This window comes from Enterococcus sp. DIV0901a (assembly GCF_051711525.1).
Taxonomy (GTDB): Bacteria; Bacillota; Bacilli; order Lactobacillales; family Enterococcaceae; genus Enterococcus_B; species Enterococcus_B faecium.
Map to the genome: position 1 here is coordinate 104,398 of NZ_JBIOMW010000002.1, position 26,049 is coordinate 130,446.

Below are 26,049 nucleotides of genomic sequence, written 5' to 3' on the forward strand. Positions count from 1 at the left end.
TCACCTACTTTCTATTTATGATTGTTTCCTTGATTTTGGATATACTTCTTAATCACATCAATTGGTGCGCCACCAGTTGTCAGAAGACAAAAGCTTTTAGACCAGAACATTTCTTTCCAAAGAAATTGTTTGACTCTTGGAAAGTCACGTTTTATCAATCTTGAGCTGGCACTTTTATAGGCATTGATGAATTTTGTCAATTCTGTTTTAGGTTGAGCTTTGAACATAATATGAACGTGGTCTTTATCATGATTCCACTCCACTAAAGTAATGTGATACGATTCTGAAATTCTTTCAAAAGTAGTTTTGGCATAATCAGATATTTCATCATCAATCACTTGTCTACGATATTTCGTTACTAAAACAAGGTGGTAATAAAGAAGAAATACTGAATGATTATTTGTATCTAATTCCATGTTATATCAACTCATTTCTTGTATAGACTGATTGTAACATGGGACAAAATAAAAAGGCAATACGCCTTAGTTGTCGGTCTTCGAGTTACCAACGGTAACCCTCATACCGAACGGCATTCATCACCCACCTATAGAGGATGGGCGACTTCTGCCTAATTCTGTTAAATTCCTAATGAACTTTATCAAAAAACATGATTTTAAGGTGTTTGGTTGGTATCGAATTGTGCTTGGTATACTTGTTGTACTTATAACAGTAATGTGATAGAAAAACAATTCCATAAGCAATAATCTGCCGCACGACGGCAAAAGAAAAAAGCCGTCGTACAGCAGACATATTTTCACGCCTATGAAACGGTGGCTTTGATTTTCAGAGCCGCCGTTTCTTTGCGTTTACACAAACCAATGACGACTGATAGGAACACGGCGGTATCCAAGGAGGTATCGCCGTGTTTTCTTTTGCCCTAACACTTGGTAATTTATCAAAAAAATCCTTACCACATTGTGGGACGATTACGGGCAAGAACACGAAAATAAAAACTACATAATACGAAACAAATACACCTATGCCCGATTGAGATTTTATGAATTTCAGTCTGGCATTTTTGCGTATATAGACCCCCGGTGTCGTTCACCCCCACCGTCCTTTCAAATTCGCACTAAACCAAAATTTGAAAGGATGGTACAACCATGAAAAAAATAAACTTGAAAGATTACTATTCCCACATAACTGTGGACACATATATTGACATTCCCGATGAGGTATTTAACATCTTTGAAGAATATCGCAAGGCAGAGCAAGCCTACCAAAGCCGCATACGCTACCATAAAGCCTACTACTCTCTTGACCGTGGTGACGGTATTGAACATACTGCCTTGTTTGTTTCCCTCTCACCCGATGAGATTTACGAGCGTAAGCTCACAACCGAACAGCTCCATGCTGCCATTGCCACCCTGCCGGATAAGCAGGCAAAACGTATTTATGCTCACTACTTTTTAGGAATGAGCAAAGCAGCTATTGCCAAGGCAGAGGGTACATCAGCAAGTAGCGTAAAAGATGCAATCCGCAGAGGACTATGTAGTTTAGAAAAGTATTTGAAAAATAATTTCTAATCTACCCACGTCGTTTACCCCTCTTTTTCTAAAGGTATATAAGAGGAAGTTTTTTTCTCTTATATACCAAACAGCATAATTGTTCCTTGACAACTGAATATACGATATTTTGAGTACATTACTTATGTGAGCCGAAAGGCAAAGCGACTTAACAGACATCGCCATAACAGCGGTATGGGGAGGTGATTATACTACCGCCCGAGCGATAAATGGACTGTTAGACCGAGTGTGGCACACTCGTCCGCAATGACCCACATAAGGGATAATGATACTTCGATACGTTTAGCCCTCAATACGATTAAAACGGAGGGAGTTCCTACGGTATGCGTGGCTTTTGAAAGGACGAGCTACGGTATCATGGGGCTATGATAGCTGTGCCAACAGCAACTCAAAATATCCCCTTTGTCGGGGTGCGTGGCAAATACGACAATATGATGTAATCAAAAACCAATCGCACTATAAATTTACAGTGCGGTTGGTTTTGCATTTTTAACTATGGTGACAAACTTTTCATAAATGAAATAACTGCTTATAATCTATATAAGCGATACACTTGGAGGTGATTGCGAATGGAAAATATCAACAGCATATCTGAAAATACTGCTACAACCACTACACCTGATGAAGTTCGTACAAAAACAAAAGCATATCAAGATTTCATCAATGTGCTTTCGCAAATTATTGAAAAACATGGTGCAGAGGTTTTAAATGAGATAAATAGTGCTAAGTAAAGATGTTTTCCAATAATTTATTGGAGGTATGACTATGAATAGGAGTGGGAAAAAATGTGTACTTTATCCTCGTGTAAGTACAGAAATGCAAGTTGACGGTTTTAGTTTAGATGGTCAGAAAAATAGCTTAAAACGATTTGCAGATAGAGAAGAAATGGAGATTGTAAATATTTATGAGGATGCTGGAAAATCCGGAAAATCTATAGATGGCAGACCTGCATTTAAGCAAATGTTATTCGATATTGAAAACGGGCTGGAAATTGAGTATATCTTAGTTTATAAGCTATCTCGCTTTGGCAGAAATGCAGCCGACATTTTAAACTCTTTAGAACACGTTCAATCCTTTGGTGTAAATTTGATTTGCATTGAAGAAGGGATTGACTCATCACAGACAAGCGGGAAACTTTTAATATCTGTATTGTCTGCTGTTGCTGAAATAGAGCGTGAAAACATCATAGAACAAACCATGAACGGACGAAAAGAAAAAGCCCGTCAAGGCGGTTGGAATGGTGGTTTTGCCCCTTATGGCTACTACCTCAAAGATAAGCAACTTTATATCCAAGAAAATGAAGCCGAAGCGATACGAATCATCTTTGATAAATATGTAAATGGAATGGCAATACTTTTTTTGACAAAAATTATAAAGTGTAAAAATCAGGTGCTTGTTATCTAATCCGATTGTCCTTGACAACGAGTCACCATGGACGTGGAACAACCGTGGCGAAGCAACGATTAAATGTATCTGCCACTACGCAACGCTACCACATCCATGCTCATTATCAAGGATTCGCTCCGCCAATCTCAGATTTCGAATGCCGATTGGTGTCTCATACCCCAAAGAACCATGTAACCGAAGATAATTCCACCAATTGACGTAATCAAATAATTGTAGTTTGAGTTGATTCAATGTGTCAAATGTATTCGGATAAACAAATTCTACTTTAAATGATTTATAGGTTGATTCTGCCACTGCATTATCATAAGGACAGCCTTTCTTGCTCAGTGATCGTTCGATGTCAAATGTCTCTAAGATCGTATCAATCAGTTTATTATCAAATTCTTTCCCACGATCTGTATGGAAGATTTTGACTTCAGTCAAAGGATGGGAGATACTTTGGAAAGCACTTTTGACCAACGCTGCATCTTTGTTCGGACCACAGGAATGACCAATGATCTCACGATTGAATAAATCAATAATGAAACAAACATAACACCACGTTGTGCCAGCTCTTACATAAGTCAGATCTGTGATGATTGCTTCCAAAGGTTCACGTTCAGTGAAGGCACGATCCAAGGTATTGCCAATATCGGAGTGATTTACATTCGATGTATGCTTTCGATAATTTGCTTTTGTATAATTTGATTTCAAACCTCGTCTGTTCATGATTTGACTGATTTTGCGACGACTAACTAGGATATCACGTTTTGCCAGAGCAGCTTTGATTTTCCGCGTACCATAGTTCTTGCGGCTACGATTGAATTCTTCTGTTACGGCGGCTTCAAGCGCAGCTTCACTCGGCTTTTTCTTTGTTTTGTAGTAATACGTTTGACGGGAAATATTTAATAATTTACACATCGCTGATATGGAATATGTATGCTTGTTTGCATCAATCACTTGTCTTTTCGTCCGAATATCAGCGCTGCTTGCTTTAAAATATCATTCTCCATCTCAAGTTGTTGGTTTCGTTTGCGTAAGGCTATAAGCTCTTTTTCCGTTGGGGTCAGATTATCGGCTTCTTTGAATGAACCTGTCTTTTTTGCCTGACGGACCCATTTGTCAAAAGACGATGGTGTTAGTTCATATTCTCTGATGATGTCGGCCCTTGGTTTTCCAGAGTTTAGTAAATCGACCATTTGTTGTTTAAATTCTTGCGTATATGTTCTGCGTTCTCTTCTTTGCGACATAACATGATTCCTCCAGTGTGTTTTCTTATAGTTTACACACCTTATCTTTTCTGTCTAGTTTATTGTAGCCTATCCAAAATGACAATATGGGTTTTAATAAAATTGCGAAATACCTTAACCTTCAAGGCGTAGAAAAGGTAAAACGTGATAACGGTACACTTTCACAATGGAGTACACATTTCGTTAGGATGATTCTTGACAATCCTGTGTACTGTGGAAAAATTGCTTTTGGCAGACGAACAAGAGAAAAGGTCAAAGGTACTAAAAATGAATATCGCCAAGTACGTCAAGATGATTACATTATTGCAGATGGGCAACATGACGCTATCATAGATGAAGAACTTTGGAATCAAGCACATGAAAAACGGGAAATCACAGGTGTAAAATCTCCATCTAAAATTGGTCGAGATAGAGCCCATTTGTTAAGCGGTATTCTAAAATGCCCTAAATGTGGCGGCCCGATGTACACCAATAAACACGCTTGGACAAACAAGGACGGTACATATAAAGAGGTTTATTATTATGTGTGCAGCAAGGCTCGGACAGCCAGAGGAAAAACCTGCGAGTATAAGTCAATGCTCAAAAAGACTGATATTGAGCCACTCGTCATTGAAGCAATCAGAGAGCTAATTAAAAATCAAGATTTTGCGACAGAAATCAAATCAAAAATAGGCAAAGAAATTGATACGTCTACTTTAAACAGAGGGCTAAAAAACTATGAAGCTAAACTTCGAGAAGTAGATTTAAATAAAAGTCGCCTTGAGAATGAAATAGACAGCCTACCGGAAGATACTCGTTTTAGAGAACGTAAAATTAACGATATGACATTCAGACTTGATGGTCTGTATGATATTATCATAGAATTAGAAGAAAAAATTGAAGATGTCAAGCTACGTCGCAAAGCTGTAGAGCAAGATGCTATTACATTAGAAAATATCTACACCCTATTGGCAAACTTTGATAAAGTGTATGACAAAATCAATGATGAAGAGAAAAAATCCCTAATTTCTTCGTTAATCAAAGAAATAGAGATTTTCCCATGTGACGAGGCTGATTTGCCTCTAAAGTCTATTTTATTTAATTTTCCTGTTTATAAAGACGGTGGAGATGTTTGTTGGTTTTTGTGGGACAAAAGTACTACCGTCTCTGGTGTTATAAAGTGTCACTACTTTATTCCTTACCTGTTGTTGCACCTGACATGGCTAGGACTGCTGATTTATCTGGAAGAATATATTTGTCATCCTTATCCTGTTCATCATAATATGCAAAATCTCCACCTACCTCCCCGCTGGAAAGAATATTTGAAATTCTAACAATTGGCACACCAGTGTTCCTGAATTTAGAGCTTTTGAATGCAAAACCGCCACGTAAGGGAGCTATATCACCCAACTTACGCTCTTCCCAATCTTCCGTAAATCCTGGAAAACGGATTTCTGGCACTTTTGCTCCGTTTTTAGGGAACATTTTTTGTAAGAATCCTTTTTTCGTTTCCTTCAGCAAATCTAACTTACGTTGATGAAGGGCGATAGTGTTATCCAGCTGCTTGAAGAATGAACCGATTTTGTTTTGTTCCTCAATTGTAGGGACACTTATTATAGCTTCTTTAATATCAGTAGAATTAATACTTTCAAATGTTGATCCAGTGCTATATCTAGTCCAATACCCGTCGGACTTCATTTTACCAAGATTCTGAAATATAAATTCATTACCTTTTATGGCAGCAACACCTCGACCAATAACCACGTCATAAGCTGTTTTACCAATATCTCCAACCGGTGCTCGGACACTTAGAATGAGATCATCTTTTTCAGCTTGTTTAGTAACTTGAGTTGTCCATACTCTCGGGAAAACACGACCATTTTTCATGTCAGCATTACCTTGCACAAGAATATAATCATTAGGATCATCAGTATAATTTTCTGAATTAGGAGACTGTCCCATCACTATTCGAACTTCGTCTCCCAACTTACGCTCTTCCCAATCATCCGTAAATCCAGGAAACCGAATTTCTGGTTGCGTATCATTGCTCATGTTTGAATACCTCCAACGCACCTTGCAACCACGCTTCATTTTCAGGTGTTGTTTGCAAAGAAGAGAGTGCTTCCAAGAGTTCTTTTTCTAGCACTTGCTGTTCTTGTCGTATCTTCTTGATGTCATTTCCGACATGAACCATATCAATTGGTTCTTCTTCTTCGAACGTATCTACATAGCGTGGGATATTTAAGTTATAGTCATTTTCTTTGATTTCATCAAAGGTTGCCAAATGAGCGTATTTCTCGACATCTTTTCTTTCAGCGTAGGTTTCGAGGATTTTTTGAATGTTTTCTTCCGATAATTTATTCTGATTTTTTCCTTTGACAAATTCTCGACTAGCGTCAATGAATAATACATCTCGAGTTTGGCGGTTCTTTTTCAATACAATCACTGTCGTTGGAATCGATGTACCAAAAAACAAGTTCGCAGGCATACCGATCACGGCATAAATACTGCCGTCTTCTAATAATTTTTGACGAATGACCCCTTCTGCAGCGCCACGGAATAAAACTCCGTGTGGTAAGACGATGGCCATGGTACCTGTTTCCTTCAAATGATAGAACCCATGAAGAAGAAACGCAAAATCTGCTTTGGATTTTGGCGCTAATTTTCCATAACGATTAAACCGAGAATCATCTAAGAAAGTCGTATCTGCTGACCAATTAGCCGAATAAGGTGGGTTCATCACTACTGCATCAAATGTGTAAGGTTCATCTGTTGGCCAGTCCTTATTCAGCGTATCCCCATTGCGGAGATTCATTTCTTCGGCATCTACCCCATGTAAAATCAAGTTCATTTTTGCTAGATTGTATGTCGTTGTATTTAATTCTTGCCCATGATATTTAACATTATCTGGGTGAGTTAAGTAGTTACGTACGTTTAACATCAATGAACCTGAACCCATGGTTGGGTCAAAGACACTAAAGAATCGTCGTTCTTTTTGATCCAACGTTACGATTTGTGCCATCATATCAGAAACCATATGAGGTGTGTAAAATTCTCCGGCTTTCTTCCCTGCTTCTGAAGCAAATTGACTGATCAGAAATTCATACGCATCCCCGATCACGTCCCCATCGTGTCCTAAAACATCTACGTCGTTTAATTTCTTGATAACTTCGGTAATCGTGACATTTCGTTGTTGCTCATCTGTTCCTAGTTTTTTTGATTGGAGATCCACATCATCAAATAACCCATTAAATTGGTTATAAGTAGAAGACAATTGCACAAAGGCTTTATTTAAATCATTCAATTGGAACGTTGCTTGTTTTGCTTGATCCGCTAAGACGTTGAAAAGATACTCTGGTGAGATCGAATACCCCAAAATATCAACGATTGTGGCAATCAGGTCTTCTTTTGATTCTTCATCTGAAAGTAATTCACGATACAACATTGTTTGTTTGCTTACTGTGTCATATTCCTCTAAGGATTCATCTGCTAAAAGAACCACTTGTTCCAACAAACGGTCGGATAAATATTTATAGAAAATCAGTCCCAATAAATAATTTTTATATTCTGACGCATCCATTTTACTACGGAGATTATCTGCCGCACTAAATAATTTTTGATTTAATTCTGCACCCAAAAAGATACACTCCTATCTCTTATTTAAAGTTGCTATATACCCTCTTATTTTAGCATACTCCCTTTTAGAAAAAGCAAAAAAAATAGAAAGAATCTTATTCTTGATAACAAGCTACGTGACGTATATGCCTAACAAAAATAGAACTTTTGAATCAATCTTAAATGAAGGTTTAACCACAGAACCGGCATCCATTATTTTTGATGAAGTTATCGATGACGTTGAAGATAGTAAGTATCATAAAAATTTAAAAGAACTTTTTTATTTTGCACTCAACAATGGACCAAGTTTGTTCACTGGTATATCAGTACCTGATAGTGATAATCCATTAATTATGGCAAAAATTTACTTAACAAAATGGTGTAATAAATACATCAGGGATAGGAATAACCCAGCATTAAAAAAACCTCTTAAAACATTTGGCGAAAAAGATGCTGCTTTAACTACTAGAGTAGCAGCAAATGCTAATATTGATGATCAAAAAGTATTGAATGACTACTTGCGTGGACATTTTTTATATATGAGCGCTGAGAACATGAACGGAAGTATTTTAGAGGAATATTTAGCCGAAGTGTTAGAACCTGAAGGTTGGATTTGGTGCGCCGGCTCTGTATATCGAGCTGTTGATTTCTGTTATTTAGGAACCTCACCAATTCTTTTACAAGTGAAAAATAAATACAATACAGAAAGCAGTTCGAGTTCAGCTATAAGAGTAGGAACAACAATTAGAAAATGGAATCGTTTAAATAAGTCGACAAAAATTTCTGGTTTGGATAGCCCTATCCCCAATTGGAAAGCATTAATAGAAATGACTGAAGCTAGTAAGGAACTGGCAGCTAAGTTAACTGAAAATAGTTATTTAGCTTATATTAATGAAAAATCCACACGAGAATTATGGACACTCGATGACTAACAATATCCTTATTAGTATCTATCCACGATACATGGAAAAAATTATAAACAAACAAAAAAACTTTGAATTTAGAAATTTCTATCTTACCTCAGATCCTTATAATATCTTTTGGATTTACGAAACAATCCCCACCAAAGCTTTAAAGTATAAATTGATTGTAAAAAATCGATAAAGTCCGTATAATTGTGTAAAAGTAAAAAGGCCATATAACAGTCCTTTTACGGTACAATGTTTTTAACGACAAAAACATACCCAGGAGGACTTTTACATGACCCAAGTACATTTTACACTGAAAAGCGAAGAGATTCAAAGCATTATTGAATATTCTGTAAAGGATGACGTTTCTAAAAATATTTTAACAACGGTATTTAATCAACTAATGGAAAATCAACGAACAGAATATATTCAAGCAAAAGAATATGAACGAACAGAAAACCGACAAAGTCAACGAAATGGCTATTATGAGCGCAGCTTTACGACACGTGTAGGCACGCTAGAATTAAAAGTACCCAGAACACGTGATGGCCATTTTTCACCCACAGTGTTTGAACGTTATCAACGAAACGAAAAAGCCCTCATGGCTTCAATGTTGGAAATGTATGTATCAGGCGTTTCAACTCGTAAAGTATCAAAAATTGTGGAAGAACTTTGTGGTAAATCCGTCTCTAAGTCCTTCGTTTCTAGCTTAACAGAACAGCTAGAACCTATGGTTAACGAGTGGCAGAATCGTTTATTATCAGAAAAAAATTATCCTTACTTAATGACCGATGTACTCTATATAAAAGTACGAGAAGAAAATCGAGTACTCTCAAAAAGCTGTCATATAGCGATTGGAATAACCAAAGATGGCGACCGTGAAATTATCGGCTTCATGATTCAAAGTGGCGAAAGCGAAGAGACCTGGACAACATTTTTTGAATACCTAAAAGAACGCGGTTTACAAGGTACGGAACTCGTTATTTCTGATGCGCACAAAGGATTAGTCTCTGCCATTAGAAAATCCTTCACCAACGTAAGTTGGCAAAGATGCCAAGTTCACTTCCTAAGAAATATCTTTACCACCATTCCTAAAAAAAATGGTTCAGTATAAATTCTTGTGTAAATAGAAATTAGATAACAAAAAAAGAAGGGTTGTCCCTTACAATGTTAATAACGACAAAAACATGGGGAGCCCTTCTTACTATGAATTATACAGAACTGTCAGTTACTACTCAAGATGTTATGCCTAACAAAGGTGTCTTATCCTTTAATTCTGGTCTTACCGACTTTATTCAAGTTGGCGAGCCAATTCAAAATGAAGGTGGATTAACCTTTGTAGGAAAGCTAGATGAGCGTGGTGATACCTTCTGTCCTAATTGCTCAAGAAAACTAGTTAAAAATGGGTCTTTAGAATCTACCCTTAAGCACGTCGCTATTGGTGGAGTACACACCAATATCAGAGTGTCCTATGCACGTTTTCGTTGTCTTAACATTGATTGCCAATTCAACACTAGAAGCCAGTCTATCCCTTTTAAAGCTGATGGTTATCGCATCACCAAACCTTTAAAAGAATACACTGAGAAACTGTTAAGCTATGGCCTTACTCTAAAGGCAGTGGCTTGGCTTACTGGCTTGGACAAGATGACTGTAAAGTCAATTCACAAGTCTCTTCTACTGTCTAAATTTACAACTGATGGCAAGACACTCATAAAACCTGAAAGGCAGGCAAAATACTTAGCCATTGATGAGTTTAAGCTCCACGATGGCCATAAGTACGCCACCGCAATCATAGACTGGGAAACAGGGTATATTCTCTACTTAGCCCATGGCAAGAAGAAAGCCGTTGTTTTCGAGTTTATGGATCATGTTGGCGATGAGTGGATGTCAAAAGTTGAGGCGGTGGCTTGCGACATGAATTCAGACTTCGAAGAAGCTTTTAAAGGGCGCTATCCCAAGCTAGACATCGTCTATGATCGCTTCCACATTATCAAGAATTTCAACGATAAAGTGGTTTCAGAGATCAGAAAGGATGAACAAAGACGGCTGGCTGAAGAAGGCTCTCCAGAGGCTGCTAAGTTGCTTAAGAACTCACGTTACATCTTGATGTCTAAGAGGTCCACATTAGTTCAGAAGGACGAGGATGCCCGTCAAGGCAAGCTAGTGTCTACTGCTGGTGAAATATTCAATACACCAGAAATAAAGGCTTATGGCGGTAATGAAGCATGGTATGACGAGCTGTTGGAAGAAAACAAGCTCTTCTTCACAATAGACCTCGTCAAAGACTTGCTAGACCAGGCATACAACTCACATGACGAGGTGGAAATGTGCGTTAGACTTGAAGGGATCATAGACATCTGCAAGGCAACTGAGAATAGCCACTTTATTTGGTTTGCGCGTCTCTTAAATAACCATTTGAGAGGGATCTACACGTTCGCCAAATACGGGATATCAACTGGCAAACTTGAGGGTATCAACAATAAGATCAAGACTGAGAGACGTAAGGGTTATGGGTATCCAGATGATGAATACTTCTTTCTGCGATTAATGGAAATATCCCGAAAGGCATCCTAAATCTCACAGCCGTTTACACAAGAATTTATACTGAACCTCATTTTTTGAACATTAATTAAAGTTTCGTTCTTACATTTGGGGCAGTATAAAGGGAAATTTTTAAGTATAGTATCCACTCGTATTCGTAGTCTTGTTTTATTTCCACAAATAGGACACAATATCCACTTGTAGTTTATAATAACAATCTCCTCCTTTCCACTTTAATTCAAATCTATATGGTAGATTGCAAATTTAATCCAAATTTTTGGACAAATTTGTCAGCATAACCTGATACGGTGTTTGCCAGTCGAGTATTTTAAGCGGTCGCTGGTTAATTTGGAGTAACGTCGTCGTTAAATCTTGAGCACTAATGTGCTCAAAACGAGTCCCTTTAGGATAAAAATAACGTAAATTCCGATTAAAGCGTTCATTACTACCACGTTCAGCTGGCGTATAAGCATGGCAGTAATAGGTCTTAATACCATATTGTGATTCAAGTGATACTAGCCCACTAAACTCAGTGCCACGGTCCACAGTAAAGCTGTGCACCGGACCATTAAAAGTGGTTAGGAACTTAGTTAGTGCTTCATTAACAGTCGCTGTCGTCCGATCTTTTAACCGGTATGCCCAAAGGAACCGTGATTTTCGATCGATTAAAGTTAATAAAACTGCCTTACTATGCCCACGAGGACCAACGACTGTATCTAGTTCAAAATCGCCGATGCGATTACGTTGATTAATCATCATGGGACGCTGTTCAATTGATCGCCCCAAAGATTGATTATATTTGGATCGTTGGTCAACGTTACGCCGTTGGCGTACGCCATGTTCAGGTAGATCATTCAAGGAGAAACCAATTCTCCCCTGATTTAGCCAATTATAAATAGATTTAGTAGCTAGTTTAAATTCGTGAGCAATCATTCCTGGTGACCAGCTTAGACGTAAATGGTTGAGAATTTTTTGCTTTAACTCATCGCTCAGCTTAGTTTTCCGACCACATCGTGATCGCTTGTATTCGGCATCTGTTTGTGCTAATTCAGCCTGATAGGGTTGACATCGAGATAATTCATAAGAAATTGTTGACGGTGATCGGTTCAGCCGAACGCCCATTTGGATATTGGACAGCCCTAGTTCACAAAAGGTTTCGATTTTAATTCGTTCGGAATAGGTTATACTAGACAAAAGATCAGCTCCTAAAAGATGGGTTTGTGGTAAACACCATTTTAAAGGAAGCTGATCTTTTTTGTCCGAACAGCGTTCGGATTAATTTTACAATCTACCATATTAAAGAATATTTCATCTTATTTAATAAGAAACCATATTTATATAACAACATAAAATACACTAAGTTATTTTATTGAACATATATCGTACTTTATCTATCCGACTATTTGGACGACGGGGCTGGCAAACAGGTTCACCGGTAGTAACATGGTACCCTTTTAACTCTGTTAAACAAACACTACGTCCATTTGTAAAGAAAGTTAAATCACTACGATATTCTTGAATACACCGAGCAGGGATTTCTCCACTAAGAATGACCTCATTATTTTTCAATTGAGTGTCTACGATGTTCGCACAATATTTAGGAGCATCGTTGTATGCTCGTGAAAGATATTCCTGTGGCGCATAAATTTTAAAACTAAGATATGGCTCTAACAATTCTGTTCCAGCTTTTTTTAAGACTTGTTCCAATACAATAGGAGCAAGCATCCGAAAATCTGCTGGGGTACTAACAGGGCTATAGTATAAGCCATACTTAAAACAGATTTTACAATCCGTCACATTCCAACCATATAATCCTTGTTCGCAACCATAGCGTATCCCTTCCATAACTGCATTTTGAAATGATTGATTTAAGTATCCAAGAGAAACCGAGCTCTCATACTGCATTCCACTTCCCAACGGAAGCGGTGATACAGATAAACCAATGGAAGCCCAGAAAGGATTTGGCGGCACTTCGATGTGAATGGTATATTCTGCATTTTTTAACGGTCTCTCCATATAAATGACTGTAGGCTCTTTTAGTTCTATCTCCACATGATACTTTTCTTGCAACAGTGCACTAATCACTTCCATTTGTACTTTCCCTAAGAAAGAAAGTATAATTTCATGTGTCGTAGAATCCACGTAATATCGTAGAAGCGGATCACTATCTGAGATTTCCAAAAGGGCATCAAGCAACATTTCTCTCTGTTCAGGTTTACTCGGTTCAACAGTTGTTTGTAGTAGAGGGTGCGGATTTTCAATCTTTTTTCTCTGTGGCAATAGTTTTGTATCTCCAAGAACACTATTTAACTTCAAAAACTCATTTTGCAAAATAACAATTTCTCCAGAATAAGCTCTATCAATCTTACATAATTCACCATTTATTGAAGTATACATTTCTGTAACTTTTATTTTTTCTTTTTCTGATACTCTAACCGAATCTCGTAAATGTAGTACTCCACTATAAAGGCGTATATATGCAAGACGTTGTCTTTTTTTTGTATATTCAATTTTGAAAACATTTCCGCAAAGTTCAGACGGACCTCGATGTGTTGATGAATAAAATTTATTCGTAATCACTTCTATAAGGTTATCAATCCCTATATTGTTTTTTGCACTTCCGTGATAAACAGGGAACAGGGAACAATTATGAAATCTTATGCTTTCCTCTTGTTCGAGTTCCAATGCTTCTAATGATTTACCGGACATATATTTCTCTAAAAGGTCATCGTTTCCCTCTATTACCGTATCCCATTGTTCAGATTCGGTAAAGTTCGTCACACACATATTAGGATACAGTTCTACCTTCTGTTTGATTACAATTTCGGCAGAAAGTTTCTCTTTAATATCCTGATAAACCGTTGATAAATCAATTCCATTTTGGTCAATCTTATTGATAAAAAAGATTGTGGGAATCCCCATTTTCCTAAGTGCATGAAATAATATACGAGTTTGTGCTTGTACGCCATCTTTTGCAGAAATCAGTAGAATTGCCCCATCTAAAACTGATAATGAACGATATACTTCTGCTAAGAAATCCATATGTCCTGGCGTGTCTATGATGTTCACCTTCGTATTTTCCCACTGAAAAGAGGTTATTCCTGTCTGAATTGTAATTCCTCTCTGACGTTCTAAAAGCGTATTATCCGTCCTCGTTGTACCTTTGTCCACGCTTCCTAATTCTGTAATCGCTCCACTGTTATATAATAAGCTTTCTGTTAAGGTAGTTTTTCCTGCATCAACATGAGCTAAAACTCCAATATTAATAATTTTCATGTGATTTTCCTCCATTCAAAAACCCAAAAGGGCATAAAAATCCCAGTGATAAATACTTTGGTTCTATGATATTTGGTGTTGTTACTCAAATCGAGTAAGGACACCAAATATTTTTTTATAACAAAAAGACATTTGATTCCTCTATAATTAAGTCGCTGAACCACTTATAGAAGGAGAATCCAAATGTCTTTACCTAAGAATATCAAAATAAAAGATGAAAATACAGACCAAATGATCAAAGAATTGTTAAATATCAAAGATTCAAACATCGCTTTTCCCAAAGATGCGCTGACCAAAGAACGGGTCCATGGCCGAATGGCCAATGTCTTTACGGGAATATTGACTTATAAACCGCACCACTGCGAACTGTGCGGCTTTGAAACAGTGATTTATCATTCGTATAAAGAGAGCTTGATCCAGCTGATTCCTTATCAAGAAGTTCCTTCTTATCTTCGTTTATTCAAGCAGCGCTTTTATTGTAAACATTGTCGACACACATTTACAGCCAAAACTGATTATGTCGCTGAAAACTGCTATCTTTCGCAACCATTGAAATTTGCGATCGCTATTGATTTAAAGAAGAAGATCTCCATGAAAGATATTGCGGCTCGATACTTTGTATCGACCAAAACGGTCGAACGCGTACTAGACTCTTTCTTTGAAGAACCACAGTTAAAACCTGCTTACTTACCGAAACATTTGATGATTGATGAATTCAAAGGAACCAAAGATTGTGAAGGCGCGATGTGCTTTATTCTCAGTGATGCCGACACTGGAATGATTTTTGATATTTTAGATGATCGGAGAAACTTTAAATTAACCGCCTATTTCCAACGCTTCACCCTAAAAGCAAGGCAAAATGTGACTCATATCGTAATGGATATGAATGCTTCTTATCACGTAGTGACACGAGCTCTTTTTCCGAATGCCTGTGTATCGATCGACCGGTTCCACATAGTCCAACAATTGACTCGTGCCTTCAATAAGCAACGAATCCAAACCATGAACCAGTTAAAGAAAAACAATCCTAAAGCAATGAAAGATTATCGTAAATTAAAAAAATACTGGCGAACGATCTTGAAGAAAGAAACAAAAATCAACTATACTTCTCTTCGACAATTTCCGCTTTTCCAACGGAAATACGTGACCGAATCAGAGGTCCTAGACTATCTGCTCTCAATCGATAAGCACTTACGTGAAAGTTATGAAGTCTATCAGGAATTGTTGGCTGCTTTGGAAACAAAAGATTTTACTGCCTTCTTCGAGTTGATCGACACATTACCAGTATCATTGGATAAAGGATTTAAAAAAGCGATTCTTTCGTTAAACAAATATAAAAAAGGCATCATCAATGCTTTGAAATATCCCTATTCTAACGGCAAATTGGAAGGGAAAAACAATTTAATCAAGGTCATTAAACGCATCGCGTTTGGCTTTCGGACGTTTCGACATCTGCGTATGCGAGTCTTGATCCAACAAAATCTCTGTGAGATTATTTAATAACAAAAAAAAGAGGAAACGCCGAAACGTTTCCTCAAGGTGATTTAATTAAAACAACACCATTTGACAATGAGCCAATACTTTTATCACTGGGATTTTTATGCATAACCATAGGTATACAAAGCATACAGATATTCTCTGGATACTTTAGAATCACATGATAAAGGTATTCTTAAACTGGGTACAAAAAACTAAGCCCTCCTAAAAAAGGACATCTAATTATTTGTTCCTGCTATCAAATTGACAGTTTATTTAAGAATACCTTGCCGCATATTTATTAACTCCTTTTAAATAGTCACTTAAATAATAGCACGTAAGAGCATATTTGTAAAGGAATCTCCAATTTTTTATCAAAAAGAGTACATGATTACAAAGTATCTGTAATCATGTACCAATATTTGTTATTTTACAATCTTCCAATTATCTTGTTTTTCTAATATCAACTCAAATTGCGAGATTTGGGTTGCCTTTGTTTCTTGATCTAAATATTTCACAGCGACATTCACGATTACTTGGTTATCTTTTCTGGTAAAGATAGGATTCACCAATTCCTCGAAAACATATTCCTTGTTAATCATAGGTAACACATGATTACTTACATAGTAAGTCAATTCTTTTTCTGTGGCGGTAGGATAGAGCTGGAAGAACGTTTCTAAAAAGCTAATGATTTCGTCCATCGTTTCTGTATCTACTGTATGGTCACTTTCTAGCTGTTTGGGTTGGTAGTCCGATTTTTGAGGTTTCTTACTCATTGTCGGATTTTTGATAATAACCATATTATCTGATTCATCTATATGGACAACCACATGAAAGCTAGACGATATAGTTTCCTTGTCTTTGTCTTCGGTAATAACTTGTTCAACAGAAAACAGTACCTCAAAGGTGTTCTCATTCACTTGAGAAACCTGCCACACCTGTATATCGTTCACACTAGAACTAGTAGGAATATCCTTACGAATCATTTCTTCATTTAATACCTGCAATTCTTCCGTCAAATAATGGGTCAATTTCTCATTTCGTTTATCAATGGCTTCTTGGGATTGGAGAGCGTAAAATATCTTGTGTAAACGCACAAAAGATTTCTAAATTGTATAGAAATAGGGAATGCCTTCCCTTATGATATTTAGTAACCACAGAAAACATCACAGGAGGCATTCCCCATGAATGAACTTACCACAGAAATTATCGCTGCACTAGCCCAAAAACAAGATTTGGACGAAGTTTTTCGTCACCACCTTGAAATCGCCATCAACCAGCTGCTTCAAACTGAATTGGCAGAGTTTTTGGGTTACGAACGCTACTCATACGCTGGGATTAACACTGGTAATAACCGCAACGGCAGTTATGAGCGCTCGTTTGATACGAAGTACGGCCAACTTAACTTAACCATTCCTCGAGATCGCAATGGCCGGTTTGAAAATCATACCTTGCCAGCCTACGGTCGGCACAGTGATAATTTAGAAACAACGGTTATTCAGTTGTATACCAAGGGAATTACCACTGCTGAAATTGCCGAACTCATTGAGAATATGTACGGTGCTCACTACTCCAAAGCCACGGTTTCCAACATGACTAAAGCCGTCAATGAACAGGTTCAAGCTTTCCAGCAACGTCGACTGGCTTCACAATATGCGGCTATCTTCTTAGATGCCACTTACTTGCCGTTAAAGCGGGATACCGTTCAAAAAGAAGCGGTTCATATTGCGATTGGCATTCGTCCAGATGGTACGAAAGAAGTGCTGAACTACCAAGTGGCGCCGACGGAATCAACTGGGATCTGGACTGAATTACTGGGAACCCTGATTAAGCAAGGTGTCAAAGATGTGCTGTTGTTTGTGGCCGATGGGTTAGTTGGTTTGGATGAAGGTTTAAATCGGCATTTTCCCAAAGCTAAACGACAACGTTGCCTGGTTCATGTTGGGCGTAATTTGATAAACAAAGTTCGGGTGAAAGACCGTAAGGCCGTGATCAATGACTTTAAACAAGTTCATTGGGCTGCCAATCGTGAAGCAGCCGAACTGAAACTGAATGAGTTCGCCAACAACTGGCATCGTACCTATCCCAAGTTAATCAAAGATCTGCTTAAAATGCCGAATCTGCTCACTTTCATGGACTTTCCACCAGCCATTCGGCAATCACTCTACTCCACTAACTTGATTGAGAACTTTAACAAGCATCTCAAGCGCACCACCCACCGCAAAGAACAATTTCCAACGGAAGATTCACTGGATCGATTCCTGGTTTCTCAGTTTAATGCTTATAACGAGAAGTCTCTGAAGCGGATCCACCGAGGCTTTAAAGGACTCCAGGACACCTTGGAAGCATCATTTATTTGAGTTAGTTACATATTATATGTACGAAGGCATTTCATTTACACAAGATTCTTGACGCTACCAATCTTCTAGACTATAATTAAAATCAAATAACTCAATTCGGAGGTACTAACATGACCATACCTGACGCAAATGCAATTTATCCCAATCCAGCCATCAAAGAGGTTGTCTTTATCAAGAACGTGATCAAAAGTCCCAATATTGAAATTGGGGACTACACCTATTATGATGACCCAGTAAATCCCACCGATTTTGAGAAACACGTTACCCATCACTATGAATTTCTAGGCGACAAATTAATCATCGGTAAATTCTGTTCTATCGCCAGTGGTATTGAATTTATTATGAACGGTGCCAATCACGTAATGAAAGGTATTTCAACTTATCCATTTAATATTTTGGGTGGCGATTGGCAGAAATATACTCCTGAACTGACTGATTTGCCGTTGAAAGGTGATACTGTAGTCGGAAATGACGTGTGGTTTGGGCAAAATGTGACCGTCCTACCAGGCGTAAAAATAGGTGACGGTGCCATTATCGGAGCAAATAGTGTCGTAACAAAAGACGTCGCTCCATATACAATTGTCGGTGGCAATCCAATTCAACTCATCAAACCAAGATTTGAACCAGAAGTTATTCAAGCATTAGAAAACCTGGCATGGTGGAATAAAGATGTTGAATGGATAACTGTTAATGTTCCTAAACTAATGCAAACAACGCCCACAGTTGAATTGATAAACAGTTTAATGGAAAAATAAAAGCAAAAAAGGCCGTGCAAGCAATCCAAGAATGATTGTTTACACGGCCTTTACTATTTAGTGAATCCAATTTATTAATAATAGATATGATATACCAGTAAAAAATACACTAGCCACCTCTGGCGGTACTCTACTCGTATATTTTATTTACGACCTTCTGATGATAAAGGTCACTTCCCTGTCCCCAGAAAATAAAGCTTAGTGAAACATAAACGACAGCCAATATTATATTGAAAACATCGAATTTCATGTTATTAGTGAGCATCATTCCAACGATAAAGGCAATTGCTAAAAATGGAATAATTGCGCCTAACCAAACATGTGAATTGTTACCTAGCACATATTTCTCAAGAATCAGAGAGGCGATTGAAACTACAATAAAAATAATCCCTAACATAATTACACCCCCATAATTAATTCAGCGTATATTATGTTAACACTAATAATTTTGGTTCAGTATAAATTCTTGTGTAAATAGAAATTAGATAACAAAAAAAGAAGGGTTGTCCCTTACAATGTTAATAACGACAAAAACATGGGGAGCCCTTCTTACTATGAATTATACAGAACTGTCAGTTACTACTCAAGATGTTATGCCTAACAAAGGTGTCTTATCCTTTAATTCTGGTCTTACCGACTTTATTCAAGTTGGCGAGCCAATTCAAAATGAAGGTGGATTAACCTTTGTAGGAAAGCTAGATGAGCGTGGTGATACCTTCTGTCCTAATTGCTCAAGAAAACTAGTTAAAAATGGGTCTTTAGAATCTACCCTTAAGCACGTCGCTATTGGTGGAGTACACACCAATATCAGAGTGTCCTATGCACGTTTTCGTTGTCTTAACATTGATTGCCAATTCAACACTAGAAGCCAGTCTATCCCTTTTAAAGCTGATGGTTATCGCATCACCAAACCTTTAAAAGAATACACTGAGAAACTGTTAAGCTATGGCCTTACTCTAAAGGCAGTGGCTTGGCTTACTGGCTTGGACAAGATGACTGTAAAGTCAATTCACAAGTCTCTTCTACTGTCTAAATTTACAACTGATGGCAAGACACTCATAAAACCTGAAAGGCAGGCAAAATACTTAGCCATTGATGAGTTTAAGCTCCACGATGGCCATAAGTACGCCACCGCAATCATAGACTGGGAAACAGGGTATATTCTCTACTTAGCCCATGGCAAGAAGAAAGCCGTTGTTTTCGAGTTTATGGATCATGTTGGCGATGAGTGGATGTCAAAAGTTGAGGCGGTGGCTTGCGACATGAATTCAGACTTCGAAGAAGCTTTTAAAGGGCGCTATCCCAAGCTAGACATCGTCTATGATCGCTTCCACATTATCAAGAATTTCAACGATAAAGTGGTTTCAGAGATCAGAAAGGATGAACAAAGACGGCTGGCTGAAGAAGGCTCTCCAGAGGCTGCTAAGTTGCTTAAGAACTCACGTTACATCTTGATGTCTAAGAGGTCCACATTAGTTCAGAAGGACGAGGATGCCCGTCAAGGCAAGCTAGTGTCTACTGCTGGTGAAATATTCAATACACCAGAAATAAAGGCTTATGGCGGTAATGAAGCATGGTATGACGAGCTGTTGGAAGAAAACAAGCTCTTCTTCACAATAGACCTCGTCAAAGACTTGCTAGACCAGGCATACAACTCACATGACGAGGTGGAAATGTGCGTTAGACTTGAAGGGATCATAGACATCTGCAAGGCAACTGAGAATAGCCACTTTATTTGGTTTGCGCGTCTCTTAAATAACCATTTGAGAGGGATCTACACGTTCGCCAAATACGGGATATCAACTGGCAAACTTGAGGGTATCAACAATAAGATCAAGACTGAGAGACGTAAGGGTTATGGGTATCCAGATGATGAATACTTCTTTCTGCGATTAATGGAAATATCCCGAAAGGCATCCTAAATCTCACAGCCGTTTACACAAGAATTTATACTGAACCAAAAAAATTCAAGATCTTTCAGAGAAGCTGTTAAAGGAATTTTTAAGTTCACAGATATTAACTTAGCGCGTGAGGCTAAAAATCGATTGATTCATGATTATATCGATCAACCAAAATATTCAAAAGCTTGCGCATCATTGGATGATGGATTCGAAGACGCCTTTCAATATACCGTACAAGGAAATTCCCACAATCGACTAAAGAGTACCAATCTAATTGAACGACTGAATCAAGAAGTACGCAGAAGAGAAAAGATTATTCGCATCTTCCCCAATCAAACATCAGCCAATCGCTTAATTGGAGCCGTTCTTATGGACCTGCATGATGAATGGATTTATTCTTCAAGAAAATACATCAATTTTGATAAGTAGAAATGGTAAAAACATTGTATAGCATTTTACACAGGAGTCTGGACTTGACTAAAAAATCCAATTACTAAACTTAAGAAAAATCAACACTACTTTTTAGGAGACGATGAGTTTGAACAATTAGTTTAAAAGGGAAAATATGCTTACGAAATTATCCACCTAGAAGAAATACTTTTACCAATAAGTCTGTCTAATTTAAAAAATTTAGGAGTTACTGCACCACAAGGATATGCATATATAAAAAAATATCCTAGTCTTGTCGATATTCTCGCCGTTTGTATAATTAAGCGAGACAAATAAAAAGGTTCAGTATAAATTCTTGTGTAAACGGCTGTGAGATTTAGGATGCCTTTCGGGATATTTCCATTAATCGCAGAAAGAAGTATTCATCATCTGGATACCCATAACCCTTACGTCTCTCAGTCTTGATCTTATTGTTGATACCCTCAAGTTTGCCAGTTGATATCCCGTATTTGGCGAACGTGTAGATCCCTCTCAAATGGTTATTTAAGAGACGCGCAAACCAAATAAAGTGGCTATTCTCAGTTGCCTTGCAGATGTCTATGATCCCTTCAAGTCTAACGCACATTTCCACCTCGTCATGTGAGTTGTATGCCTGGTCTAGCAAGTCTTTGACGAGGTCTATTGTGAAGAAGAGCTTGTTTTCTTCCAACAGCTCGTCATACCATGCTTCATTACCGCCATAAGCCTTTATTTCTGGTGTATTGAATATTTCACCAGCAGTAGACACTAGCTTGCCTTGACGGGCATCCTCGTCCTTCTGAACTAATGTGGACCTCTTAGACATCAAGATGTAACGTGAGTTCTTAAGCAACTTAGCAGCCTCTGGAGAGCCTTCTTCAGCCAGCCGTCTTTGTTCATCCTTTCTGATCTCTGAAACCACTTTATCGTTGAAATTCTTGATAATGTGGAAGCGATCATAGACGATGTCTAGCTTGGGATAGCGCCCTTTAAAAGCTTCTTCGAAGTCTGAATTCATGTCGCAAGCCACCGCCTCAACTTTTGACATCCACTCATCGCCAACATGATCCATAAACTCGAAAACAACGGCTTTCTTCTTGCCATGGGCTAAGTAGAGAATATACCCTGTTTCCCAGTCTATGATTGCGGTGGCGTACTTATGGCCATCGTGGAGCTTAAACTCATCAATGGCTAAGTATTTTGCCTGCCTTTCAGGTTTTATGAGTGTCTTGCCATCAGTTGTAAATTTAGACAGTAGAAGAGACTTGTGAATTGACTTTACAGTCATCTTGTCCAAGCCAGTAAGCCAAGCCACTGCCTTTAGAGTAAGGCCATAGCTTAACAGTTTCTCAGTGTATTCTTTTAAAGGTTTGGTGATGCGATAACCATCAGCTTTAAAAGGGATAGACTGGCTTCTAGTGTTGAATTGGCAATCAATGTTAAGACAACGAAAACGTGCATAGGACACTCTGATATTGGTGTGTACTCCACCAATAGCGACGTGCTTAAGGGTAGATTCTAAAGACCCATTTTTAACTAGTTTTCTTGAGCAATTAGGACAGAAGGTATCACCACGCTCATCTAGCTTTCCTACAAAGGTTAATCCACCTTCATTTTGAATTGGCTCGCCAACTTGAATAAAGTCGGTAAGACCAGAATTAAAGGATAAGACACCTTTGTTAGGCATAACATCTTGAGTAGTAACTGACAGTTCTGTATAATTCATAGTAAGAAGGGCTCCCCATGTTTTTGTCGTTATTAACATTGTAAGGGACAACCCTTCTTTTTTTGTTATCTAATTTCTATTTACACAAGAATTTATACTGAACCAATAAAAAAGCCATTTATGTTACACTCAAATTGTAATACCCGCTAAAGCATACAAGGAGAGTGAACATAAATGACTTATACCCATCTTACACCAAACGAGCTTGTAATGATAGAAGCATATTTTCATCAAGAAACTCCGGTTGCTATCGTTGCGAAGCAGCTTAAACGTGGACGCCAAACAATTTACAATGTCTATAACTTTCTCAAATGTGGTGGAACAGCACTTGAATACCTTGAACAATACAAAGAAAATAAGCGACGTTGTGGGAGAACCGAAATCATTTTTCCTGCTGAGGAAAAAGAATACATTGCAAAAAGATCAACTGAGGGTTGGACCCCAGACGTCATTATTGGCCGTGCAGAGCGAACCTTCTCTTGTTCAGTAAGTACCCTCTATCGCCGGTTTAAGACGGGAGAATTCAATGTTTTACATTTACCGATGCAAGGAAAACGAAAACCAAATGGTTATTATTTGTCAAATTAAGCGAGACAAAACTTTCCATTTACGTAACTCAAAAAAACTTCTAATGGTGTTTGGTAATTTAGTGATTTTCTAGGGATATGGTTTCTTTTGGACGCAACGGATGAGATGAATCCTTGATTGACTTGGTTGAAGTCCATTTCTTTTGGTAGTCCATCTTTTCGGAGGAGTCCGTTTGAATGTTCATTTAATCCCCGTTGGGAAGGCGTTCCTGGGTCTGCGAAATAAATATCAATATCATTCGTATTACTAATACTTTTCCAATTAGAGAATTCTTTTCCACAATCAAAGGTAATTGATTTGAAAAGATTTTTGGGTACGGATTGAAGCCATTCATTAATCGAATTTTCAATATCAACTGCCTTACGGCCTTCTGGTTTCAAGGCGATAATGGCTTTTGAAAGTCGCTCAACGAGTGTGATGACGACACTTTTATGGTGGATGCCGACAATCGTATCACCCTCTAAATGTCCAAATTCTTCTACGAAAACGACATAATCTTTTTTACGTGCTCGATGCTAACTTCATTCAATCCATTGATTGTACTATTTTTTGCAGTAATATTCAGTCTACCAATTTGGGCTAAGCCTAATTCTGGAACTTCAAACTTAATCACTGCTTGAATTGAATTAATTGTATCTATATCAGCATTAATAGTAACCTGTACTTGATTTGTAACATCATTCCCAAAATCATCTATAGCTTTCACTTGAAAAGTATTAATGGCTATGACACTATCCCATGCGGAACCAATATCAATGGTTGCTGTTTCTTTTCCTAGCGTAAGTTTACGTAATCGAGGTACGGTCACTGTAACTGAGATTTGATCTGTTAAATCAGGTGATGCAAATACTACTTCGTAATCGCCAAAGTTAGATGTATCCACTTCGTTTTTTAGAACAACCACTTGATCCGTCAAATCATTTCCTGACTGGTCAATCCAGTGAACGTGACACATCTCTTTAGCAATTTCATCTGACCATTCACTATTTAATCTTAATGTGATATTAGATGCAGTAAGTTTACCCGTTACTTGTCGTACGACATTATTCGTATTTAGTCTTCCCCCTGTAAGACATAAATCAGATAGTTCATAAAATGAATCAACACTATTTAAAATGATTTTTTTTAATTCATCAGTAGATAGATCAGGATCTAGTGACAATGCTAATGCAGCACTACCAGTGACATGAGGTGTTGCCATCGAGGTACCTGACATATACGTGTATTTACTTCCTAGAAATGTACTAAAAACACGAAACCCTCTAGCGAATAAATCAACACCTGTTTTACTATAATTTGAATCAGAACTTCGTTCATAACCACTAGAATTTCCTACAGTAATAATATTAGGTATATCCAAAGAAGCTGGGTAAAAAGGTTTATCAGTCATATCTATCCCATTATTTCCAGCTGCTGCTACGAATAATCCAGGATAGTTTTTAATTGCTTCTTCTGTACTGCTATAAACAACACTACCTATACTAAAATTGATAATTGGAAACCCTTTTTGGGATGCATAATTAATAGCTTCAGTTAAGATTGCCAAACTGGTACCTCCACTACTACCAAATACACGTATAGGTACCATCGTAACATCCCAATTTATTCCAGCAACACCTAATTCGTTGTTTGTTTGAGCACCAATAATCCCGGCAATATGTGTCCATGTCCCATAGTATCCATAGGATCTGTATCATCGTCAAAAAAATCGTATCTCAAACTTTCATCTACATTTCCAGAAAGATCTTCATGTTGATAATCAATTCCTGAATCAATGACCGCTACCTTCACATCCTTAGAACCCTTGGTTTCTTCCCAAGCGGATGGCATGCTAATCTCTCTTAAATTAGCTTGTTTACTCCAATTAGGATCGTTAAGAATAATTGATCGATTTCCTAAAGAATCAGTTGTATTTGGCTCCTCAACATCATTCAACGGCTCTAGTTCAACCACATAGTTTGGCTCTGCATAATTGACCATATCAGAAGCATTAAATGTTCTTACTGCCTCTTCCACACTAATTTCTTCGTTCAATTTCACTAATAATACTTGATCTCGCTTATTATAATCGCTTTCATTTGTCCTAAGAGTCAAATCTTTTTCCACCATAACTTTTACACCCAATAAATTTTGCGGTTTATTTTTCTCTGTTAAAATTCTTTGTGTAGCCTTTAAACTGACAATTAGCTCATTGGGTACATACTCTATTTGAGAGTCATCTAATTGGCTCATAATCCTTTCTTTTTGGTTAGTATCTGCAGTTACTTGTTTAGTATGAGCCATGAACCCAAACATACTCACCCCAACAACCAATCCTAAATATATTTTCTTTTTAAACTTTTTCACCTACATCT

General features: G+C 37.7%; 17 protein-coding genes and 11 pseudogenes. 14 read left to right on the forward strand and 14 right to left on the reverse strand.

Annotation, left to right across the window (positions count from 1 at the left end; genetic code table 11):
* Window positions 1-11: 11 nt before the first annotated feature.
* The gene (gene tnpA / locus IGL70_RS13385; RefSeq protein ID WP_002287522.1) at window positions 12-416 is read right to left on the reverse strand and encodes an IS200/IS605-like element ISEfa4 family transposase; all 405 of its coding nucleotides are present in this window, start codon (window positions 414-416) and stop codon (window positions 12-14) included.
* Window positions 417-576: 160 nt separating this feature from the next.
* On the opposite strand from tnpA, the pseudogene IGL70_RS13390 reads away from it, so the two are divergent.
* From IGL70_RS13390 to IGL70_RS13405, 4 genes and pseudogenes are all read left to right on the forward strand, one after another.
* Window positions 577-678, forward strand: a pseudogene (locus IGL70_RS13390) (undecaprenyl-diphosphatase); the annotation flags it as partial.
* A 425-nt stretch (window positions 679-1,103) separates the two neighbouring features.
* Window positions 1,104-1,526: an RNA polymerase sigma factor gene (locus tag IGL70_RS13395; RefSeq protein WP_002326549.1), complete on the forward strand. Its 423-nt coding sequence runs from the start codon at window positions 1,104-1,106 to the stop codon at window positions 1,524-1,526.
* Between the two features lie 569 nt (window positions 1,527-2,095).
* Window positions 2,096-2,257 carry a hypothetical protein gene (locus IGL70_RS13400; RefSeq protein WP_002326548.1) on the forward strand — a complete coding sequence of 54 codons (162 nt, stop codon included), beginning with the start codon at window positions 2,096-2,098 and terminating at the stop codon, window positions 2,255-2,257.
* Between the two features lie 34 nt (window positions 2,258-2,291).
* Window positions 2,292-2,867 (forward strand): annotated as a pseudogene (locus tag IGL70_RS13405) (recombinase family protein); the annotation flags it as partial.
* 138 nt (window positions 2,868-3,005) lie between these two features.
* On the opposite strand, the gene IGL70_RS13410 reads toward IGL70_RS13405, so the two are convergent.
* Window positions 3,006-4,162 (reverse strand): IS3 family transposase gene (locus IGL70_RS13410; RefSeq protein WP_096541010.1). Its coding sequence is split into 2 segments (ribosomal slippage): window positions 3,006-3,883 and window positions 3,883-4,162, totalling 1,158 coding nucleotides; the frame shifts between segments, so codons are not numbered across the junction.
* A gap of 86 nt (window positions 4,163-4,248) precedes the next feature.
* On the opposite strand from IGL70_RS13410, the pseudogene IGL70_RS13415 reads away from it, so the two are divergent.
* Window positions 4,249-4,773 (forward strand): annotated as a pseudogene (locus IGL70_RS13415) (recombinase family protein); the annotation flags it as partial.
* A gap of 565 nt (window positions 4,774-5,338) precedes the next feature.
* On the opposite strand, the pseudogene IGL70_RS13420 reads toward IGL70_RS13415, so the two are convergent.
* A pseudogene (locus IGL70_RS13420) lies at window positions 5,339-6,193 on the reverse strand (restriction endonuclease subunit S); the annotation flags it as partial.
* The gene (locus IGL70_RS13425; protein ID WP_010718348.1) at window positions 6,183-7,778 is read right to left on the reverse strand and encodes a type I restriction-modification system subunit M; all 1,596 of its coding nucleotides are present in this window, start codon (window positions 7,776-7,778) and stop codon (window positions 6,183-6,185) included. The gene IGL70_RS13425 and the pseudogene IGL70_RS13420, both read right to left, overlap by 11 nt.
* A 124-nt stretch (window positions 7,779-7,902) precedes the next feature.
* Here IGL70_RS13425 and IGL70_RS13430 point away from each other — a divergent pair, with 124 nt between their 5' ends.
* The 3 genes and pseudogenes from IGL70_RS13430 to IGL70_RS13440 all read left to right on the forward strand — a co-directional run bounded on the left by IGL70_RS13430 (window position 7,903) and on the right by IGL70_RS13440 (window position 11,238).
* Complete coding sequence (locus tag IGL70_RS13430) at window positions 7,903-8,688, forward strand: SinI family restriction endonuclease (RefSeq protein WP_002326540.1); 786 nt, start codon at window positions 7,903-7,905, stop codon at window positions 8,686-8,688.
* A gap of 268 nt (window positions 8,689-8,956) precedes the next feature.
* Window positions 8,957-9,766: pseudogene (locus IGL70_RS13435) on the forward strand (IS256-like element IS256 family transposase); the annotation flags it as partial.
* 104 nt (window positions 9,767-9,870) lie between these two features.
* Complete coding sequence (locus IGL70_RS13440; protein WP_043921381.1) at window positions 9,871-11,238, forward strand: ISL3 family transposase; 1,368 nt, start codon at window positions 9,871-9,873, stop codon at window positions 11,236-11,238.
* On the opposite strand, the gene IGL70_RS13445 is transcribed toward IGL70_RS13440, so the two are convergent.
* The 3 genes from IGL70_RS13445 to tet(M) all read right to left on the reverse strand — a co-directional run bounded on the left by IGL70_RS13445 (window position 11,235) and on the right by tet(M) (window position 14,481).
* On the reverse strand, window positions 11,235-11,396 hold the full coding sequence (locus IGL70_RS13445; RefSeq protein WP_096709348.1) for a cysteine-rich KTR domain-containing protein: 162 nt from the start codon (window positions 11,394-11,396) through the stop codon (window positions 11,235-11,237). The two genes, IGL70_RS13440 and IGL70_RS13445, sit on opposite strands and share 4 nt — an antisense overlap.
* Window positions 11,397-11,469: 73 nt before the next feature.
* Window positions 11,470-12,399 (reverse strand): IS30-like element ISLpl1 family transposase, encoded by a 930-nt coding sequence (locus tag IGL70_RS13450; RefSeq protein WP_002328816.1) that lies wholly within the window; start codon window positions 12,397-12,399, stop codon window positions 11,470-11,472.
* A gap of 162 nt (window positions 12,400-12,561) precedes the next feature.
* Entirely contained in the window at window positions 12,562-14,481 is a 1,920-nt protein-coding gene (tet(M), locus tag IGL70_RS13455; RefSeq protein ID WP_000691727.1) for a tetracycline resistance ribosomal protection protein Tet(M), read from the reverse strand.
* A 183-nt stretch (window positions 14,482-14,664) separates the two neighbouring features.
* Between tet(M) and IGL70_RS13460 the strand changes: the two genes are divergently transcribed.
* On the forward strand, window positions 14,665-15,981 hold the full coding sequence (locus IGL70_RS13460) for an ISL3 family transposase (protein ID WP_104770650.1): 1,317 nt from the start codon (window positions 14,665-14,667) through the stop codon (window positions 15,979-15,981).
* A 34-nt stretch (window positions 15,982-16,015) separates the two neighbouring features.
* Here the strand turns inward: IGL70_RS13460 and IGL70_RS13465 are convergent, their stop codons facing one another.
* Both IGL70_RS13465 and IGL70_RS13470 read right to left on the reverse strand, forming a co-directional pair.
* On the reverse strand, window positions 16,016-16,108 hold the full coding sequence (locus IGL70_RS13465; protein ID WP_113809452.1) for a hypothetical protein: 93 nt from the start codon (window positions 16,106-16,108) through the stop codon (window positions 16,016-16,018).
* Window positions 16,109-16,382: 274 nt separating this feature from the next.
* Window positions 16,383-17,030, reverse strand: a pseudogene (locus IGL70_RS13470) (conjugal transfer protein); the annotation flags it as partial.
* A 111-nt stretch (window positions 17,031-17,141) separates the two neighbouring features.
* Between IGL70_RS13470 and IGL70_RS13475 the strand changes: the two are divergent.
* Window positions 17,142-18,317: an IS256-like element IS1310 family transposase gene (locus IGL70_RS13475; protein ID WP_002328814.1), complete on the forward strand. Its 1,176-nt coding sequence runs from the start codon at window positions 17,142-17,144 to the stop codon at window positions 18,315-18,317.
* A 110-nt stretch (window positions 18,318-18,427) separates the two neighbouring features.
* Window positions 18,428-19,072, forward strand: a complete 645-nt coding sequence (gene vat(E) / locus IGL70_RS13480; protein WP_089143697.1) for a streptogramin A O-acetyltransferase Vat(E) — start codon at window positions 18,428-18,430, stop codon at window positions 19,070-19,072.
* A gap of 130 nt (window positions 19,073-19,202) precedes the next feature.
* Here the strand turns inward: vat(E) and IGL70_RS13485 are convergent, their stop codons facing one another.
* Entirely contained in the window at window positions 19,203-19,469 is a 267-nt protein-coding gene (locus IGL70_RS13485) for a hypothetical protein (protein ID WP_002328812.1), read from the reverse strand.
* Window positions 19,470-19,626: 157 nt separating this feature from the next.
* On the opposite strand from IGL70_RS13485, the gene IGL70_RS13490 reads away from it, so the two are divergent.
* Together IGL70_RS13490 and IGL70_RS13495 are read left to right on the forward strand one after the other, a co-directional pair.
* Complete coding sequence (locus IGL70_RS13490; RefSeq protein WP_043921381.1) at window positions 19,627-20,994, forward strand: ISL3 family transposase; 1,368 nt, start codon at window positions 19,627-19,629, stop codon at window positions 20,992-20,994.
* Window positions 20,995-21,030: 36 nt separating this feature from the next.
* Window positions 21,031-21,402, forward strand: a pseudogene (locus IGL70_RS13495) (transposase); the annotation flags it as partial.
* Between the two features lie 337 nt (window positions 21,403-21,739).
* Here the strand turns inward: IGL70_RS13495 and IGL70_RS13500 are convergent.
* Window positions 21,740-23,107 carry an ISL3 family transposase gene (locus IGL70_RS13500; protein ID WP_043921381.1) on the reverse strand — a complete coding sequence of 456 codons (1,368 nt, stop codon included), beginning with the start codon at window positions 23,105-23,107 and terminating at the stop codon, window positions 21,740-21,742.
* Between the two features lie 174 nt (window positions 23,108-23,281).
* On the opposite strand from IGL70_RS13500, the pseudogene IGL70_RS13505 reads away from it, so the two are divergent.
* A pseudogene (locus IGL70_RS13505) lies at window positions 23,282-23,680 on the forward strand (transposase); the annotation flags it as partial.
* 11 nt (window positions 23,681-23,691) lie between these two features.
* Here the strand turns inward: IGL70_RS13505 and IGL70_RS13510 are convergent.
* The 3 pseudogenes from IGL70_RS13510 to IGL70_RS13520 all read right to left on the reverse strand — a co-directional run.
* Window positions 23,692-24,201 (reverse strand): annotated as a pseudogene (locus tag IGL70_RS13510) (IS30 family transposase); the annotation flags it as partial.
* Window positions 24,174-25,675: pseudogene (locus IGL70_RS13515) on the reverse strand (S8 family serine peptidase). The pseudogenes IGL70_RS13510 and IGL70_RS13515, both read right to left, overlap by 28 nt.
* Before the next feature lie 36 nt (window positions 25,676-25,711).
* Window positions 25,712-25,990, reverse strand: a pseudogene (locus IGL70_RS13520) (thermophilic serine proteinase); the annotation flags it as partial.
* Between the last annotated feature and the right edge of the window lie 59 nt (window positions 25,991-26,049).

Excerpts from the sequence above, each read along its gene's own strand:
- IGL70_RS13500 (WP_043921381.1), bottom strand. The coding sequence starts at position 23,107 with ATGAATTATACAGAACTGTCAGTTACTACTCAAGATGTTATGCCTAAC.
- IGL70_RS13430 (WP_002326540.1), top strand. The coding sequence starts at position 7,903 with ATGCCTAACAAAAATAGAACTTTTGAATCAATCTTAAATGAAGGTTTA.
- IGL70_RS13485 (WP_002328812.1), bottom strand. The coding sequence starts at position 19,469 with ATGTTAGGGATTATTTTTATTGTAGTTTCAATCGCCTCTCTGATTCTT.
- IGL70_RS13475 (WP_002328814.1), top strand. The coding sequence starts at position 17,142 with ATGAATGAACTTACCACAGAAATTATCGCTGCACTAGCCCAAAAACAA.
- IGL70_RS13395 (WP_002326549.1), top strand. The coding sequence starts at position 1,104 with ATGAAAAAAATAAACTTGAAAGATTACTATTCCCACATAACTGTGGAC.
- IGL70_RS13400 (WP_002326548.1), top strand. The coding sequence starts at position 2,096 with ATGGAAAATATCAACAGCATATCTGAAAATACTGCTACAACCACTACA.
- IGL70_RS13465 (WP_113809452.1), bottom strand. The coding sequence starts at position 16,108 with ATGCTTTGTATACCTATGGTTATGCATAAAAATCCCAGTGATAAAAGT.
- tnpA (WP_002287522.1), bottom strand. The coding sequence starts at position 416 with ATGGAATTAGATACAAATAATCATTCAGTATTTCTTCTTTATTACCAC.
- IGL70_RS13460 (WP_104770650.1), top strand. The coding sequence starts at position 14,665 with ATGTCTTTACCTAAGAATATCAAAATAAAAGATGAAAATACAGACCAA.
- IGL70_RS13440 (WP_043921381.1), top strand. The coding sequence starts at position 9,871 with ATGAATTATACAGAACTGTCAGTTACTACTCAAGATGTTATGCCTAAC.
- IGL70_RS13490 (WP_043921381.1), top strand. The coding sequence starts at position 19,627 with ATGAATTATACAGAACTGTCAGTTACTACTCAAGATGTTATGCCTAAC.